Origin of the sequence: Dictyobacter arantiisoli (assembly GCF_008326305.1) — a bacterium.
Classification (GTDB): Bacteria; Chloroflexota; Ktedonobacteria; order Ktedonobacterales; family Ktedonobacteraceae; genus Dictyobacter; species Dictyobacter arantiisoli.
The window spans coordinates 69,761-85,451 of the sequence record NZ_BIXY01000021.1 but is presented as its reverse complement, the minus strand read 5'-3'; the positions used below and the strand labels follow the sequence as shown (position 1 = coordinate 85,451).

Here is a 15,691-nt window from a genome sequence, read left to right as displayed (position 1 = left end):
TTGAAGCCGCCGGGCTAACTCGCAAGAGAGGCAAGCGTCGAGGGTGGGGTCAGTGATTGGGGTGAAGTCGTAACAAGGTAGCCGTACCGGAAGGTGCGGCTGGATCACCTCCTTTCTAGGGAGTTTTGATGGGTGTCTTTCAATGAAAGACGTTTTATGCTCATCCACCTCCTAGGTCGGTCTTGCTTTTCGGAGTAAGAGACTTATCGAGCTTGTCAAAGACTGGTGTTTGTCTGCCCAGCCTTACCACTCTTTAGTTGTTCAAGTTTGTACATTCGTTCTGAAGCAATACGAAGATAGAAATACTTCGGGCTTTTAGCTCAGGTGGTTAGAGCGCAGTCCTGATAAGACTGAGGTCCCTGGTTCGAGTCCAGGAAAGCCCATATGGGGATGTAGCTTAGTTGGTAGAGCGCCGCCTTTGCACGGCGGAGGTCAGGAGTTCGAGTCTCCTCATCTCCATTTTGGATTACCCATATGCCGCTTGTACACGCGGGTGGCATGGTGACTTTAGCGAGAGGGAAACACCCGTTCCCATCCCGAACACGGAAGTTAAGCCTTTCAGCCCTGATGATACTACGTGGGCAACTGCGTGGGAAAATAAGACGTCGCCATTCCACCCGCTTGTATGGGCAGCCAAAGAGATAAGACAAGCGGGCTTTTAGCTCAGGTGGTTAGAGCGCAGTCCTGATAAGACTGAGGTCCCTGGTTCGAGTCCAGGAAAGCCCACCCATCAAACACAAGATGTTTGATTTTTTATTGTTCGCTGGCTGGCGTTCAGGCAAATAATAACAGAAAACGCTTACGGGCTTTTAGCTCAGGTGGTTAGAGCGCAGTCCTGATAAGACTGAGGTCCCTGGTTCGAGTCCAGGAAAGCCCACTCAATCAGAGATGGTACAGTGTACCATCTCTTTTTTTTGCGCCAGCTCAACGAAAATACCTGCAACCTGATAAAGAAGAACTTCGTACATACAATGATCGATCCTTTATCCATTGCTAAAACTCACTATTTATAGTACATATTACAGTGGAATAACGGAGACGACCTTCTTGTTATATGCAAAAAAGGAGTCATTCGATGTATCGACAACATCGTCCCTACCAGGGATTGGCAGGCGGCCTTTTCATGCTCTTTTTAGTGCTGGCAATTCTATCCCAGGGTTTCTTCTTACCACTATTTTTTGTCGGGTTGGGCCTGTCATCACTCTTCGGTGCCGCCGGTACAATTAATGGCAGATGGGGAGCCTATGGAGGCATTTTAGGCTTCGTCTTCTTTTTGGGGATGGCCTCATGCGCATTATTTGATTGGTGGTGGCCCGGAATGCTGATCATTTTTGCTGTCATGGCAATTTTAAGCTCCCTGCTTCGTTCCATGGGACCTGGCATCCTGGGCGGGAGTTTCTTTAATCAGCAAAGCATATACCAGCCACAACAACCCTATCAGCCTTATCAGCCTTATCAGCCTTATCAGCCGCAGCCAGATGCATCGTATCAGGAAGGATACCAGGCACCACAGCAACCGCAAGAAAACTATCAAGAAAACTATCAGGAGGGCGGCAAGACGTACGACTATCCACAGGCACAGTATCCGCCAGCACAGCATCCACAGGAGCAATATCCACCCCAGGAAATGCCACCATCTAGATAACTTGTTTTTCCAGCTCTACTCATAAAATCATTGCTTGCTTGTGGCTCACATAGCACCATTGTCTCATACGTGAGCCGCAAGTTTGCTCTCGTGCACTTTAGCGCTTCTTCAAACGATTATATATCAAGCGCAGACCTTCGAGGGGCAGATATTGGTTGACGTACTGGATTTCGGGGATAATCGGGGCCATCTGTTGTGCCATGCCACCATGCGCCACAATCTTAATCTCATTCTCATTGGTAACATTCGGGATCTCTTGCCGCAAACGCACAATCAGTCCTTGTACCAGACCCACATGGCCGTAGATAATGCCGGATTGCATATTCTCTATCGTATTTTTCCCTAATGCCGCACGTGGTGGCGTTATGTCAACCCGGTAGAGCTGGGAGGCTGCGCTACTTAACGCCTCCGCCGAGATCGCTAAGCCAGGAGCAATCGCTCCACCCAGGAAATCACCATCGGCAGAGACAACATCAAAGGTGGTCGCTGTACTGAACGCGATCACGATCGCTGGCCCCCCGTAGAGATGATGGGCTGCAATGATTGTCATGATACGATCCGAGCCTACCTCCCAGGGATTATCAACCAGTAAGCGAATACCCAGATCAAGGGTATAATTCACGACTGTAGCTTCATGACCACAATAGCGCAAGGCCAGATCCTGGAAAACAGGGGTCAAAGGCGGCACAACGCTGGACATGATGATGTCATCAATATCCTTCAAACTATGACCAGCATGGCGCAACAAGTCGCTGAAAATCATCGCATACTCGTCGGCGGTACGCTGCCTCACCGTAGAGATAACCCAGTGGTATGCCATCACATCCTGTTCATAGAGACCAAATTTGATGTTGGTATTGCTAATATCGAGAGCAAGCAACATAGCGATTCCCTTCTCTGGGATACATACAACAGCCTTGTTGATTTATTGCGATACATCACTGACCTGAGCAGTTGCCTCGGCCTGAGCGGAAACAACAAACTGCTTGATAATGGCGGCAATGGTGTAAGGATCTCCATAGGCGTTATCATTTACAACCGTCACTTCAGTGTCGGTGCGATCATCGAGAAAAGCGAGCGAGGTTGGAGTGCGAACGCGCTTGCGCTTCTGCGCCTGACGTTGGCCTGCTGCAGTCGTGCCACGGCCAAAGACAAAGCCCATCAGATTCTCACCCGCGCCTTGCATATTGCTGACGCTCGTAGCGGTCGGGATGGTCCGATCAACAGGGGCACGTCCGCGCGCAGTCACATGACGAACGTTGATTAGCGGAACTTGAATGATCTTCGCGCCTTCTCGCTTGACAAAATCTGTTTCAGTCAAGACGATCTTATGCAGCCTTGGATGCCGTAAGCGCTGCAGGTCAACAATGAACATGCCCAGGCTTCCAAACATGATAAATAAAAGCACTCCAAGGAGGATAGTTGTTAAAATAATTGAAGCTATGCCACGTTCATAATTGTTTGGGATTACAATAGGAATAATAATGGCTAACAAGCCAGCACCCATAAGCACACCGAGCAACCATCCAACGAGCGCCCAGACCAGTTTCCCTTTCTGTAAAGAGAAGACAGCCCAGTTTTCTGGAGTAGTTGCATCTTCATTTGTTCGTGCGAGAATCTCTTCAGCGTCCATTTTGCGTTTCCTTGCCAATGAATATGACAGCGTTGTGTATGTTGAACTATTATATCAGACAATAATCCTTTTTGGAAAAAGGTTGAGTCCTCACCTGAAAATAAGCCAGCTATATACTAAAATGTGGTAAAATAAGGTGTAATCACCTCTCTTATTTCTGTCTGCTGGGAGCATAATTTGGATACTGCAATACGTCTGACGGCCAGGGCTGTCGCCCACCGGGTACTGACTGAATATCAGAAAGCACATCCTTTATGGACTGATGATGCCACCCCTGTCGATGATCTGGCGGTCTGGCTTGGACTGTCTGTGGCGACGTTTGATGCACGTGATTATGCGAGTGGTACCTTTGGGTTCATGGATGCCGATGAAGATGAAGATTTGATCTGGATACGGCGCGCTTTACCTGAAACGTTTCGCCGCTTTACCCTGGCACATGAAATAGGTCATGCCCTGTTACACTGCCAGGATGGACGCCGACTGATGTCATTTCTGGATATGGATGATGCTGACTATCAACACAATCTGTTCCCCGCGCTTTCACGTCTGGCACCTTGCCATGATACCGATATTCAGGAAGATATGGCCAGTTTACTGGAACAGGAACAGATACAGGATAAACTCGGCGGCCACGGCTATGATCCTCGCAGCGAACGCGAGTTAGCCGCCAATATTTTCGCCGCCGAACTGCTGATCCCAACTGCCAGACTTCATACCCTGTATTTCGCGCCTGCAGCGCTACCGGAACAGGTGCCCGCACATACGCTGGCGACACGCTTTCATGTCTCGCAAACGGCACTTCTCAATCGTTTAATGACCTTACTGGATACACAACCTGCAGCAGCTACAACGCCAGTTGCCAGCAATAGAGTACAGCCTGAGTCTCCACGTCCTCCTGCGCCAGCTAAAAAACGCTATGATCAGTTCCAACAAGCTGCCATTGAGGCTCCAACTCCGGCCCTGGTTGTGGCAGGTCCCGGGAGTGGCAAGACGAGTACGTTGATTGGTCGGGTAGAATATTTGATCAATGCACAACAGGTCGCGCCACAGCGTATTCTGGCGCTTACATTCTCGCGTAAAGCAACGCGTGAAATGACAGAGCGTTTAGAACCCTTGCTTGCCAATGCTTCTCCGCATGAAAGACCTACTATCAGTACCTTTCATGCCTTTTGCGCTGATCTCTTGCGTCAATATGGGACATTGGTAGGACTCCGATCTGATTTTACGCTGGTCGATGAGGCTGAAGGCTATGGTATGCTCCATCGCCAGGCCAACGCGATGAAGCTACAGCATTATCGTTTATTACAGGCACCTACTTTTTATTTTCCAGATATGCTCAAGGCTATCTCACGCGCCAAAGATGAACTGGTGTCGCCCGAACAGTATGCCGCGCTGGCTCGTCAGATGAAGGCGCAAGCGCTGGATGAGGAGGCCATGAAAAATGCAGAAAAAGCCGAGGAGGTGGCCCAGATCTATGCCCTCTATCAGCAAGAATTACAGCGTCGGGGCGATGCGGATTATGGGAGTCTGCTGACATTAACGATCCAGCTCCTCAGCGAACATCCAGATGTTCTGCGGGTACAACATGAGCGCTTCGAACATATTCTGGTCGATGAGTTTCAGGATGTCAACCGTGCCAGCGGTGTACTCCTGCGAGTGCTGGCGGGCGAAGCGCGTCGAGTGTGGGTCGTGGGCGACGCTAATCAGGCTATTTATGGTTTTCGGGGAGCCTCGCCTGCCAATATCAATCAATTTGAACATGACTTCCCACATGCATATGTGCTTCCCTTGAGCCGCAACTATCGCTCACGTCCCGATCTGGTCAGGCTGGCAGAGACCTTCCGCGCCGAACATTTGGAACCGGGCCAGCAGGCTATTAAAAATCATCCCATACGCCCGGATGAAAAGGATGCCTATGTCACTATTTCCAGCGCACCCGATGAACCAGGCGAAATAGCTGGCATTATCGCGGATATTCGCCAGAAGTATACCCGGGGGTATGCCTATAAGGATATGGTGATCCTCTGTCGAACCCGCAATCAGGCAAAAAAGTTTACGCAGGCTCTGGCTGCAGAGAACCTGCCAGTTATTGAGCAGGGAGGCATGCTGGAACAGGAATATATAAAAGATGTCCTCTCGATTCTGCTCTTGCTTACGAATAGTAGCGGGATGGGATTACTGCGAGCCGCCCGTTTGCCTGAACATCGCCTGAGTCAGAGCGATATAGAAATCCTGTTATTGGCTGCACGCGGACCGCAAAAAAATGTTCGCTCCCTCCTGATGACAGGTGAAATCCCTTTAAACATCAGCATTGAGGGACATCATGCGCTGTCACGCCTGTCGGAGATCCTTCAGGCGCTGATAAGAAGTACCAGTGTCTGGTCCTTGCTGGCACAATATCTCTTGATCGAGACACATATCATTCGTGATCTTCTTACGCGGCCAGATGATAAAAGCAGCGTCGCCGAACTAGAGAATTATCAACAATTGCTACAACTGGCACGTCATTATGATCAGCAAGTAACATTACTCCAACAACGTGAGCAAGCACAGGCCAGCCCTGAGCCAGAAGCCAAACAGGATAGCCTGCCCGATACTCCTTATACTCCTTCTCTCGAAGAACAGGCCAAAGGTTTTCTTGAATATCTCAGCTTGCTTGCTCTCTTACGACAGGATAGCAGCAATCGGCAGGAGAATAGTGAGGATGTCAGCGCGGATACAATTTCGGTCATGACGGTCCATGGCAGCAAGGGATTAGAATTTCCGGTGGTGTATCTGCCTGGCTTGATGCAACGTCGCTTTCCAGCGCAGGCACGCCCGAACGCAACACCTGCGCTCACAGAGATGCTTTATCCATCGACCTCCAATGGCAATGATATAGGTGAAGCCTGCCTCTTCTATGTTGGTATCACCCGTGCCCGTGATCATTTGATCCTTAGCTATAGTGAACGTTACGGCAGGCAACGGTATCAAAACTCCCGCTACCTGGAAATATTAGAGCAAGGACTACCAGCCGAACGCATGATACAACGCCAATGGAGTCAGTCAGGCGCACCATCCAGCATGGATGAAGAGCTGGAACTGCTTCCAGGAGATAGGCAACTCGGTACGGATTTCATTACAGCGATGCGCTCACCTACCCTGAGTGCCAGTGCCATTGATAGCTATCTCAATTGTCCTCGTAAATATGCCTATCAATCCATTTATCATTTTGAATATGAACCCAATGGCTATCGACTCTTCACCCAGGCGGTACGCAAAACGGTGGAGACACTGCATCGTCAGCTTGATGGCCCACGTGATCTGACACAACTGCCAACACAGCAAGAGATGCAGGAACTCTATACCCAACATTGGCAGGAAGCCGGAGGACATACCGAACCCTTCGCGCCGATGTATGAAGAGCACGCCCATGAAATCCTTGAAGCCATGCGACGTCAACTGGACAGGCAAGAGGAGACGCGTACAACGCAACGTGCGGCCTATATGATCGATGTCTCTGGTAAACAGGTCCATGTGCCTATTGATCGGATTGAAGCGGTTTCTGAGCAGCCTGAGCAGCCAGCAAAGTTTATTCGCACCAGCTATGGCAAGTCTAAAGAGAAGTTTGAACCAAAAGCAAGGGAACTCTTATATACCCTTGTCTCACGCCAACATTTTCCAGAGCAAAACATCGAACTGGTCAATCAAAATCTGAGCACCAATCAACAAATGCCCATCAAAATAAGCAGTAGAAAAGAGCAGAGCCTGTATCAAAAAGTTGCGCAGGCAGTACAGGGTATCGATCAGAACGCGTATCCAGCGCAACCGGAAGATGCACAACGCTGTCCAGGCTGTCCCTTTTTCTTTATCTGCCCGGCTTAGCGCGTGCTATCATTAGCAGTGAAGTAACCAGTATCTTTTCAGATGCAGCGTTACGTGTATACACTGTGCAGTATAGTCATTACCTGAAAACAATCAGGCACAGAGGAAAAAATGGACGATAAAAACATTCTCGAACATATTCAAACCCTGGTCGATGAAGAACATGAGCTTTTGCGACTGGAAGAAGAGGGCAAGATTCAAGGTGATCAGCGGGAGCGCGTCAAGAAGATAGAAGTTGATCTGGATCAGTGCTGGGATCTGTTACGCCAGCGTCGCGCACGTCGCCATGCAGGACTTAATCCCGATGACGTTGCAGTACGTGATGCCAGTATTGTAGAAAACTATAAGCAATAATACTTGTAGACTACCACACATGAGTTATCCCGAATTTTTCGAACAGATGATCAATCCGCTCTACAAGCGGGGTTGCAAGGGGATGCAATCCCATAGGTGCGAACGTAAGCGGGATTGTTAAGGGTGCAACCCTTAACCTGGGGTCCGGGGCTGTGCCCCGGTCTCTTCCCTCCCTCTCGCCGCCGCGTGCGGCGGCGAAGAAAAGAAGAAAAAGAGGTATTTGGGGACACCCCACACCCCGGCAGAAGGCTTCGCCCTCTGCACTCCCATTGTAGCGAACGTTTGTTTCAAAAGTTGGGAATGTCCATGCAATTAATTGAGTTCTGTGGGTTCGTCTGCCGGGGTTACTGCTGGCGTGGCGATGCCACCGTCAATGACATTGGCATATTCACCACGATAGCGCTCAGGTAGCATCTCAGCAATACGCTTCATCACCTCATCGGTGGCTTCAACAATATCTTCGCGTGTCATTTTCGCGCCTTTGGGACGCAACAAAATTGGCTCACCATAGGAGATAGTCACATGGGCCCCAAACTTTTTGAAGGTATTCTCACTGCCCCAGATGGCGACTGGCACAACCGGTACTCCGGCTCGTAACGCGATCATACCCAGTCCAGCGTGTGCCTTTCCCAGGGTATGCGTCTTGCTACGCGTCCCTTCAGGAAAAATAATAAATATTTTCTTCTGCTTCAATTGCTCCTGGGCTGCGCGAATCGCCTGACGATCCCCCTCACCACGCTTCACTGGAAAGGCCCCCAGGAAACGTGCCAGCCAGCCAAATGTGCCATAGAAAGTTTCTTCCTTCGCCATATAGACTACCTTACCCGGCAGATAGGCTGGCACAAAAGGAATATCCGTCCAGGATAAGTGATTGGCTGCAATGATGTATGGTCCCTTTTTGGGAATGTTATAGCGTCCGAGCAGATGCACACGTGCCACTAACGCAATCAAAAAACGGAACACCCAGCGTATCGATTCGTAGAAGACGCGTGGGGTTGAATAGGGCTCGTATAAGTTTTTTTTAGGCTTCTGCTTGTGCTCGTTCTTAGCTGATTCACCGGCATTAGGGGTGAAACCAGCCACATCGATATCCTGCTTCATACAGTATCCTCCACATAGGGCAAGATCGCGCCTAGTACCTGCGGCACACTGAGATAATCAGTTTCGATAACAATGGCGTCAATCGCTGGTCGCATATTGTCATGATCAATATCGTCACGTCGCTCGATGCCACGCTGCAAATCCTCAAGGGAAGGAACTTGCGGACTGGTAGCTCCAAAACGCTCAACCAGCTCAACATGGCGACGGCGTGCACGCTCCTCCAGGGTTGCAGTTAAATAAATCTTGAGTTCCGCATCTGGCAAGACAACAGCTCCGATATCGCGACCCACCATTACCACACGCCCTTGCTGAGCCATTTCCCGCTGTTGCGCAATCAAAATCTTGCGCACATTGGGATGTGAAGAGACCGCTGAAACAGCGCCCGTCACCTGTGTATCACGAATATCCCAGGTAACATCTCGACCATTGACTGTCACTGTGTATTGCCGTCCATCGGAGATATGAGGATGGCTAATCACAATCTCAGCTCGCTGTGCAAGCACTTCTAATGCAGGAGCGTCATAGATATCGACACCCTCATGTAGCGCAAGCCAGGCCACAGCACGATACATAGCACCTGTATCGACGTAGAGGTAGCCCAACTGACGGGCTAATTGTTCACCAACTGTACTTTTCCCTGAACCTGCAGGCCCATCTATCGCTATACATTGTGGCCCAGACATGAATCCTCCGTATATTAATGATAGTCATAACTCAACGAATTATATCATACGAAGGTTGAATGAGAGTGCCTGCATGTAAAAAAATACGCGCATATGACGATTAAACAACCATTATACGCGCGCATTCATTCACGTTATTTGTGGGCCGGAGCCTGAACTAATTGCTGGACTTCAACCTCGGTGAGATAGCGCCACTTCCCTGGTGGCACTCCTTGCAAGGTTAAATCACCCACACCGATACGCATTAACTTACGCACTGGATGTCCCACCACGTTAAACATACGGCGTATCTGCCGTTTTCGCCCCTCATGCAGTGTCAATTGGAGGCGCGTATATGTTGAACTCACGCTCAAGACACTCACCTCGGCTGGCGATGTTTGATACAATTGACCATCATCTTCTCGAATCGCCACACCATGCCGTAAACGCTCCAGGGTGGCGTCGGATGGATGACCCTGCACCAGAGCCTCATAGATTTTATGTGTTTCATAGCGAGGATGGGTTAGTTGTAAGGCGAAATCCCCATCATTGGTGAGCAATAAGAGACCGCTCGTATCAATATCCAGACGCCCTATAGGATATACCCGCAACTGACGCACTTCCGGTGGCAATAAGGTGAGGACCGTTGGACGCCCCTCAGGATCGGATGCTGTACAAACATATGCTTCCAGTTTATTGAGCATAATATAGACCTTTTGCGTTGCCGCCTGCAACGGTTTCCCATCCACGCTGATCTTATCGCGGGTTGGATTAACGCGTGTCCCTTGCGCGGTAACGACCTGCCCATTCACCTGCACACGACCGGCGGTAATATATTCTTCGGCATGACGACGCGAGGCAACGCCCGCCTGGGCCAGAAAACGCGACAACCTCATCTCTTCTGTCTGGACCGCGCCATCTTGCTGCCCATGTGAACGTGACTGACTCATACACTCCCTTTCCTCACGCAGGTCCGAATGAACAGAGTTTATACTCAATCCCATCCTGCAATAACACAATGCTTTCCACAATTCTAGCAAAAAATTGTGGGTGAGGCCAGAGGAAAAATCCTTAAGCCTCTTCTTTTTCTTTATGGAAATCCTGGGGATTTACAAAGAACTGTATATTGCCACAATTGGTGCAGACAAGCGCCGCCACATCGGACCCCATGATCTTATGCGCTTCGCTGGTAATCTTTAAAGAATGACCATAAGCGGTCGCATCACTCCATCCACGCTGGCTCCCATCTGCATTACAGAGCGGACAAGGAGGATGATTCGCCTGTGTAAAAACCATATCATAACACCTCTTTTTCTTTACTTACCTGGTATACGTCTCTGAGACTAAAATCGTGGCAGCATTTCTGCATCCAATGGTCATCAGAGAATATCTTTCGCCATGATACAGAGATCACAGCGCTTTTCACGGCAGGTCTGGCGGTAAATATGATGGAGTCCTTGCTGGCGACAACTGCCACATGGCTGGTTCGATAGTTGCAGTTGGGAAGACATCATGCGAGTGATACGATTGGACGAAAGGCCGGGATGGTGGAGATAGAGTTTTTGTGCTCTTTCAAGCAGGACACTATTTTGTTCGAGTAAGGCGACTGCGGCGGCGAAAGGATAGACGATGTTGCACAGTAAAATGTCAGTTCGCGCCTGACTTAATCCCAGGGTTCCAAAGTGGGCTCGTAGTGTGGTAAGGATCGTTGCAGGATCACAGACATCATCCTGACACAATAGAAGCGGGCGTAGTGTACGCCAGATACCGGGGACGCGCCAGCATCGATAGAGTCGAGCTAATACGCCTAAGCGGATAGCATCTAGCGGTGAGGGGGCAGGATTGCGTCCCAGCGGCTCTGGGATCGTCCCCGTCCTCGCTAACAGTTGCTTACCCAGCGCACGAAAAAGGATACGATCCCGCCCATACGCCAGACCCTCTGCCAGAGCAGGGAGCAAGCAGCTATCATAGCCATCATCAATAGACTGTATCTGACTGATAGTGTGCAGTTCTTCCAGGAAATGATCACGTTTCTCTTCAAAACGCAGTAGCCCCGCTCGTAACAGACGCACATCTCTTTCCTGCTCATCATCTCCGGCTAAATTACGCTGACATGGCCAGATATGCCCCTGCAACAGGTTTGAAAGAACAGGGCGAGACGTCTCCAGACCAACATCCCCCAGGGAACAGACTGGCACGACGATCCCATCCTGACGCCAGGTCGGATGCGCATCGTCGCAGATGAGAACAACGTGGAGCAAGACATCATTGTAACGCCGATCCGTATGATGCTGATGTGTATACCAATCGCTGGCATAAATATGAAATTCAACGTCACCAGAGCGTGTTTCCAACCTACCTTCCTCCGTCGAGGAAGGAAGCAGCCAGAAGCGCAGAACAGCATCCCGCACATCAGGACCAGCCGAGCCGCCTGGATGACCCGCAAAGATTATCTGACAGGCGCCACCTCGACTTAACGGAATATAGCTATGCAGTGGCAAAGACCACCAGGCACGTGCTACATCCCGCTCATACAGCCAATCTGGCTCACGCACATATCTGTCCAGCCCAGATGCATATGCTGATCGATAATCGCTATGTGTGCTCTGTCTTCCAATCATCATTCTGCTGCTGCTTCCCATGTCCCTCATCATCCACACCTTTTTCTTCAGCGCTATGGAGCAGTGAATTGGCATACATCACTTCCAATTCGGCCGCGCATAGGGCTTGCACCGCATCTTCACCCTGCAAAGTACCCGCTTCCACCGCCTCACGTACGAGAAGCAAAGTTTCATCCGCCTGCCTGACTAATTCCCGTACATCTTGCGGCAGCACACGATAAGACGACAATTCAATGGCGTGCTCAATAGCACTATCGGCATCCGCATCAGCCATAATCATGGAGGTCAGGACTGTCATCGCAGCTTCATCTTCTGTCTCATTCGTCAGTAATGTATCGAGATCATCGAGTGCTACCTCGAAGGATGATGCTGCTTCTCCCACTAAACGCGTTGCATCGGCTTCATCAGTTTCTGGAAATAGTATCGAGACTAATTGATCAGTTTCCTGGGCTGATCTGGCCGTCTCACGTGCGAAAGACTGTGCTCGGGCAATATCTTCCTCCGCACCTTCATATGCCTGTTGCAAATGGCGACCAATGCTCGATTGTGCCAGCCGCTCCTCAATAGCTACAGCTCGTTCCACGGCCAGTTGAGCCGCCTCTTCTGCGACTAATGCAATCTGACGCGCCTCGCGAGCCAGAGCATCGGCATCCATAATTTCTTGTTGGGATAACTGGCTGGCTGATTGCTCACGTTCAGCCTGTTGCGCCTGAACAATAGATTCTGCGTATGACAAACTATCTTCAGCATTCAATACTGCCAGGAGTTCGCTTGTAAAGGGTTCATCTATCTCGTAACTATGAACTTCGACCCGCCCCTCCTGCTGTCTGGATTCGGCTTTTCTGCGCGCTGGTAAAGCAGCCAGACGGGATTGCAGGACCGAGAGATCCAGTTCCAGTTGTTCAAGCTCAACCAATAAAACCTGCTTTTTATCTTCTAGCCTCTGTAGCCGCTGTATGGCTTTCTCTTTTGCTACATGTGCTTTTTTAATATGCTCGTTTAATACTTTCCGTTGCTTCTTAGGACTCTTGTCGCCTTGCATTTTCCCTTTTGCTTCCTGCGCAGAAGATTTAGAACTGGCCATTGTACATTACCCTCCTGCATCTTTAAACTACCTCTTCCTTATCAAGTCTGCTACCTGGCGCCAGGCTTTTCCATCTGGCTTGCAACTTTCTCATGAACATAGATGCTCACATCTTCCCTCCAACCATAAATACAGAGCAATGTTGCTACATCCTCAATAACTTCAGCATATTAAGTAACGTCAGGACTTTATTTTCTGATGCGGCAGGTTGTAAACATCTCCTTTGAATATGAAGGCAATACGACAACCAGAGCATGAAATAAAAAGAACAAACCTACAAACACGTCGCTAGCCCATTTATATTTTTATACTGCTATAGTGGACATGAACTGGAAAGTACAGTATGATAGTTTACGTACCAACGAGCATGGTGTATGAGAGACGAACAAATGCATAACATAGGCAGGCACAAATACAATTATAGCAGATTTCTCTCAGCAAAAATGCACGCGGACAACCAACATATTGCTCCAATGGACATATATTTACACTCACAAATAAACAATGTGCTTCTGTCTCGATGGAGAAGCAAGAGGTCGCAATGGGCAACAAAACACATATGAAATCAACCTGCTTATCTTCACATTCGCGAAAGCTCTTTATTTATCCCTGTATATTGATATTCCTTACCATCTTAACCCTGAGCACATCTTCACAGTCAGCAAATGCGGACGCAGTACCGGGTGGCAATATTCAAAATCCAGTTGTACGGGCAGTGGATGTTGCTAAACCAGCAGTTGTCCGCATTATTACCACATTGACTGGACGTCTGACGGTACAATTGACGAGTCAAACAAGCGTTATATTTCCCACTAATGGTGGCAGCTACAGTCTCAGCCTCTCTGGGAGTGGGACATTTATTAGCTCTCATGGCGACATTTTAACGGCCGATCACGTCATCCAGCCTCCACATGATAAATCGATGGATAATGTCTTACAAATGGAGGCGGCACAGGATGTAGCCGACTATGTGAATAATCATTTTGCTCCCCAGCCCCCCTATACGAAAGAGGATGCTTACAGCAGTCTTGCCTATGGTATTTTTCGCTCAGTCGCGCAGTATGATGCCCCTAAAAGCATGGTCTATCTCAGTCAGGATTACACGGGTAAGTTGGATGCCACCAAACTCACCGAAGTGCCAGACACCGACCATGCCGCCGTCGATAAAATCGAACGCACCAGTGCCGTTGATCAAAAAGATGTGGCAATTATTCATGTAAGTATGGATAACACCCCGTCTGTCCATCTGGAGGACTCCTCAAACGTTTCCCAGCAGGATGAATTGACGATCATCGGCTATCCTGGCAATGGCGACCTGACTAGCGGGACCGGTGCTGATCCTACGTCCTTTCTAACATCTTCGGTCAATAAGATTTATGTGAGCTCAATCAAAACCACCTCTAACGGAGCACCTGTGATTCAGGTTGGCGGCAACGTTGAGCATGGAGATAGCGGCGGTCCGGCATTGGATCAACAGGGTCATATCGTAGGTGTGGTCAGCTTTTACAACAGCGATGCCCAGGCCCCGATTGGCACAAGCTTTTTACAGGCCAGTAATAGCGCCAGACAACTCCTTGATAATCTTTCCCTGGATTTGAAACCTGGCAAATTTGAACAGGACTGGGAAAAGGCCATTACACAATATACGGCAACCGGTCCCAACCACTGGCATCAGGCCTATGCATCCTTAAACAAATTACAGCAAGACTATCCAGACTTCAAGGCTGTTACGCCTTTTGTAGCTTATGCACTTGATCAGTCGCGCCATGAAAAGGTACCTGAACTAGCACAGCCTGACTATCTGACACCACTCCTGCCAGCCCTGCTTGGATTACTGGTCACCTTCGTCTTATTGGGATTGTTATTGTGGTTCCTACTCAAACGCAAAAAAGTACAGCCAGCTTACGCGTTAGCACCACAGTCACAGCAACCAGTGCCGATAACACCGTATATGCCAGTCAACAATCTCTACAACAATACATTTGCAGCTGCGGACGTAACCTATTCCAACAACGGTACAGGCTCTGGCTTTGCCACCAGCAATGGAGAGAATCCAGCGGGCTATCCAGGCAATACGACCTCTTCCAACGCTGAAACCATTATGGCTGAAACAGCAGGCAATGGTTTCTACGCTCACTCGGCAGCCAATGCTGTCTCCAGGGAAAGCAACACGCCTACCCTGACGTACCAGACAGGGAACGCTGGCGTACCAGTATCCGAGATGCCAGAAGACGCTGTCACGCAGGTAACACAGACCGACAACGTTGTCTCAACACCAGCTGCGGAGTCTGTGCACTCAGTAGAGTCGGAACAGGAACAGGTTGAACCTGATCCTGTTGTGCCTGAAACACCTGCACCGATGTGGCGACCAACCTATCAACAAGTAGCAAGTAAGCCTGCGGACGATAAGCATCAGGAAACGCCGCTCTTCGATGAAACGACCGTACGGGTTACACCAAAAGCTGATCCGTACACACCTTCACAACAGCAGCAACATATCCAGGATGAGGACAACCTGCCCTATTTCCCGGTAGAGTTGCCGGCCAAGCATTTTGGAACGCCAACAGACAAAATGCGTAGAGTGCAACGCCCCTGATCAACAATACAATCCTTCCCCTTGCCACCAGCGTTTTGCTGGGGATGCAGGGGGACGGCAGTCCCTCTGCCGGGGGGTGGAATAGTCCCCACCTTTCCTCCTCTCTCCCCGCCGCCACCAGCGTTTTGCTG

General features: G+C 49.6%; 12 protein-coding genes, 4 tRNA genes and 2 rRNA genes. 10 read left to right on the top strand and 8 right to left on the bottom strand.

All coding sequences use genetic code 11. The features are described from left to right. From F1593_RS28940 to F1593_RS09550, 7 genes are all read left to right on the top strand, one after another. Positions 1 to 115 (top strand): 16S ribosomal RNA (locus F1593_RS28940); the annotation flags it as partial. A 194-nt stretch (positions 116 to 309) separates the two neighbouring features. Continuing rightward, positions 310 to 383 (top strand) — tRNA-Ile (locus F1593_RS09575). A 3-nt stretch (positions 384 to 386) separates the two neighbouring features. Continuing rightward, a tRNA-Ala gene (locus F1593_RS09570) sits at positions 387 to 459 on the top strand. A 38-nt stretch (positions 460 to 497) separates the two neighbouring features. After that, positions 498 to 614 (top strand): 5S ribosomal RNA (gene rrf, locus F1593_RS09565). Positions 615 to 652: 38 nt separating this feature from the next. After that, positions 653 to 726 (top strand) — tRNA-Ile (locus F1593_RS09560). A 77-nt stretch (positions 727 to 803) separates the two neighbouring features. After that, positions 804 to 877: transfer RNA gene (locus F1593_RS09555), tRNA-Ile, on the top strand. A gap of 198 nt (positions 878 to 1,075) precedes the next feature. Next, on the top strand, positions 1,076 to 1,645 hold the full coding sequence (locus tag F1593_RS09550; RefSeq protein ID WP_149401331.1) for a hypothetical protein: 570 nt from the start codon (positions 1,076 to 1,078) through the stop codon (positions 1,643 to 1,645). A 97-nt stretch (positions 1,646 to 1,742) separates the two neighbouring features. Here the strand turns inward: F1593_RS09550 and F1593_RS09545 are convergent, their stop codons facing one another. Both F1593_RS09545 and F1593_RS09540 read right to left on the bottom strand, forming a co-directional pair. Continuing rightward, positions 1,743 to 2,528 (bottom strand): type III pantothenate kinase, encoded by a 786-nt coding sequence (locus F1593_RS09545; RefSeq protein ID WP_149401330.1) that lies wholly within the window; start codon positions 2,526 to 2,528, stop codon positions 1,743 to 1,745. A gap of 42 nt (positions 2,529 to 2,570) precedes the next feature. Continuing rightward, positions 2,571 to 3,278, bottom strand: coding sequence for a hypothetical protein (locus F1593_RS09540; protein ID WP_149401329.1), 708 nt, complete (start codon positions 3,276 to 3,278; stop codon positions 2,571 to 2,573). Positions 3,279 to 3,455: 177 nt separating this feature from the next. Here F1593_RS09540 and F1593_RS09535 point away from each other — a divergent pair, with 177 nt between their 5' ends. Beyond that, positions 3,456 to 7,142 carry a UvrD-helicase domain-containing protein gene (locus F1593_RS09535; protein WP_149401328.1) on the top strand — a complete coding sequence of 1,229 codons (3,687 nt, stop codon included), beginning with the start codon at positions 3,456 to 3,458 and terminating at the stop codon, positions 7,140 to 7,142. A gap of 111 nt (positions 7,143 to 7,253) precedes the next feature. Then, positions 7,254 to 7,496: a DUF2630 family protein gene (locus F1593_RS09530; RefSeq protein WP_149401327.1), complete on the top strand. Its 243-nt coding sequence runs from the start codon at positions 7,254 to 7,256 to the stop codon at positions 7,494 to 7,496. 312 nt (positions 7,497 to 7,808) lie between these two features. On the opposite strand, the gene F1593_RS09525 is transcribed toward F1593_RS09530, so the two are convergent. From F1593_RS09525 to F1593_RS09500, 6 genes are all read right to left on the bottom strand, one after another. Further along, entirely contained in the window at positions 7,809 to 8,597 is a 789-nt protein-coding gene (locus F1593_RS09525) for a lysophospholipid acyltransferase family protein (protein ID WP_149401326.1), read from the bottom strand. Continuing rightward, complete coding sequence (gene cmk / locus F1593_RS09520; protein ID WP_149401325.1) at positions 8,594 to 9,280, bottom strand: (d)CMP kinase; 687 nt, start codon at positions 9,278 to 9,280, stop codon at positions 8,594 to 8,596. Before cmk ends, F1593_RS09525 begins: the two co-directional genes overlap by 4 nt. Before the next feature lie 134 nt (positions 9,281 to 9,414). Beyond that, on the bottom strand, positions 9,415 to 10,209 hold the full coding sequence (locus F1593_RS09515; protein WP_149401324.1) for a pseudouridine synthase: 795 nt from the start codon (positions 10,207 to 10,209) through the stop codon (positions 9,415 to 9,417). Positions 10,210 to 10,330: 121 nt separating this feature from the next. Beyond that, positions 10,331 to 10,555 carry a hypothetical protein gene (locus F1593_RS09510; protein ID WP_149401323.1) on the bottom strand — a complete coding sequence of 75 codons (225 nt, stop codon included), beginning with the start codon at positions 10,553 to 10,555 and terminating at the stop codon, positions 10,331 to 10,333. An 83-nt stretch (positions 10,556 to 10,638) separates the two neighbouring features. Then, a complete protein-coding gene (locus tag F1593_RS09505; protein ID WP_172631991.1) occupies positions 10,639 to 11,883 on the bottom strand; it encodes a DUF2851 family protein in 1,245 nt (414 codons plus the stop codon). After that, positions 11,855 to 12,964 (bottom strand): coiled-coil domain-containing protein, encoded by a 1,110-nt coding sequence (locus F1593_RS09500; protein WP_149401321.1) that lies wholly within the window; start codon positions 12,962 to 12,964, stop codon positions 11,855 to 11,857. Before F1593_RS09500 ends, F1593_RS09505 begins: the two co-directional genes overlap by 29 nt. 541 nt (positions 12,965 to 13,505) lie before the next feature. Here F1593_RS09500 and F1593_RS09495 point away from each other — a divergent pair. Then, positions 13,506 to 15,560, top strand: a complete 2,055-nt coding sequence (locus F1593_RS09495) for a S1 family peptidase (RefSeq protein ID WP_172631990.1) — start codon at positions 13,506 to 13,508, stop codon at positions 15,558 to 15,560. Positions 15,561 to 15,691 lie beyond the last annotated feature (131 nt).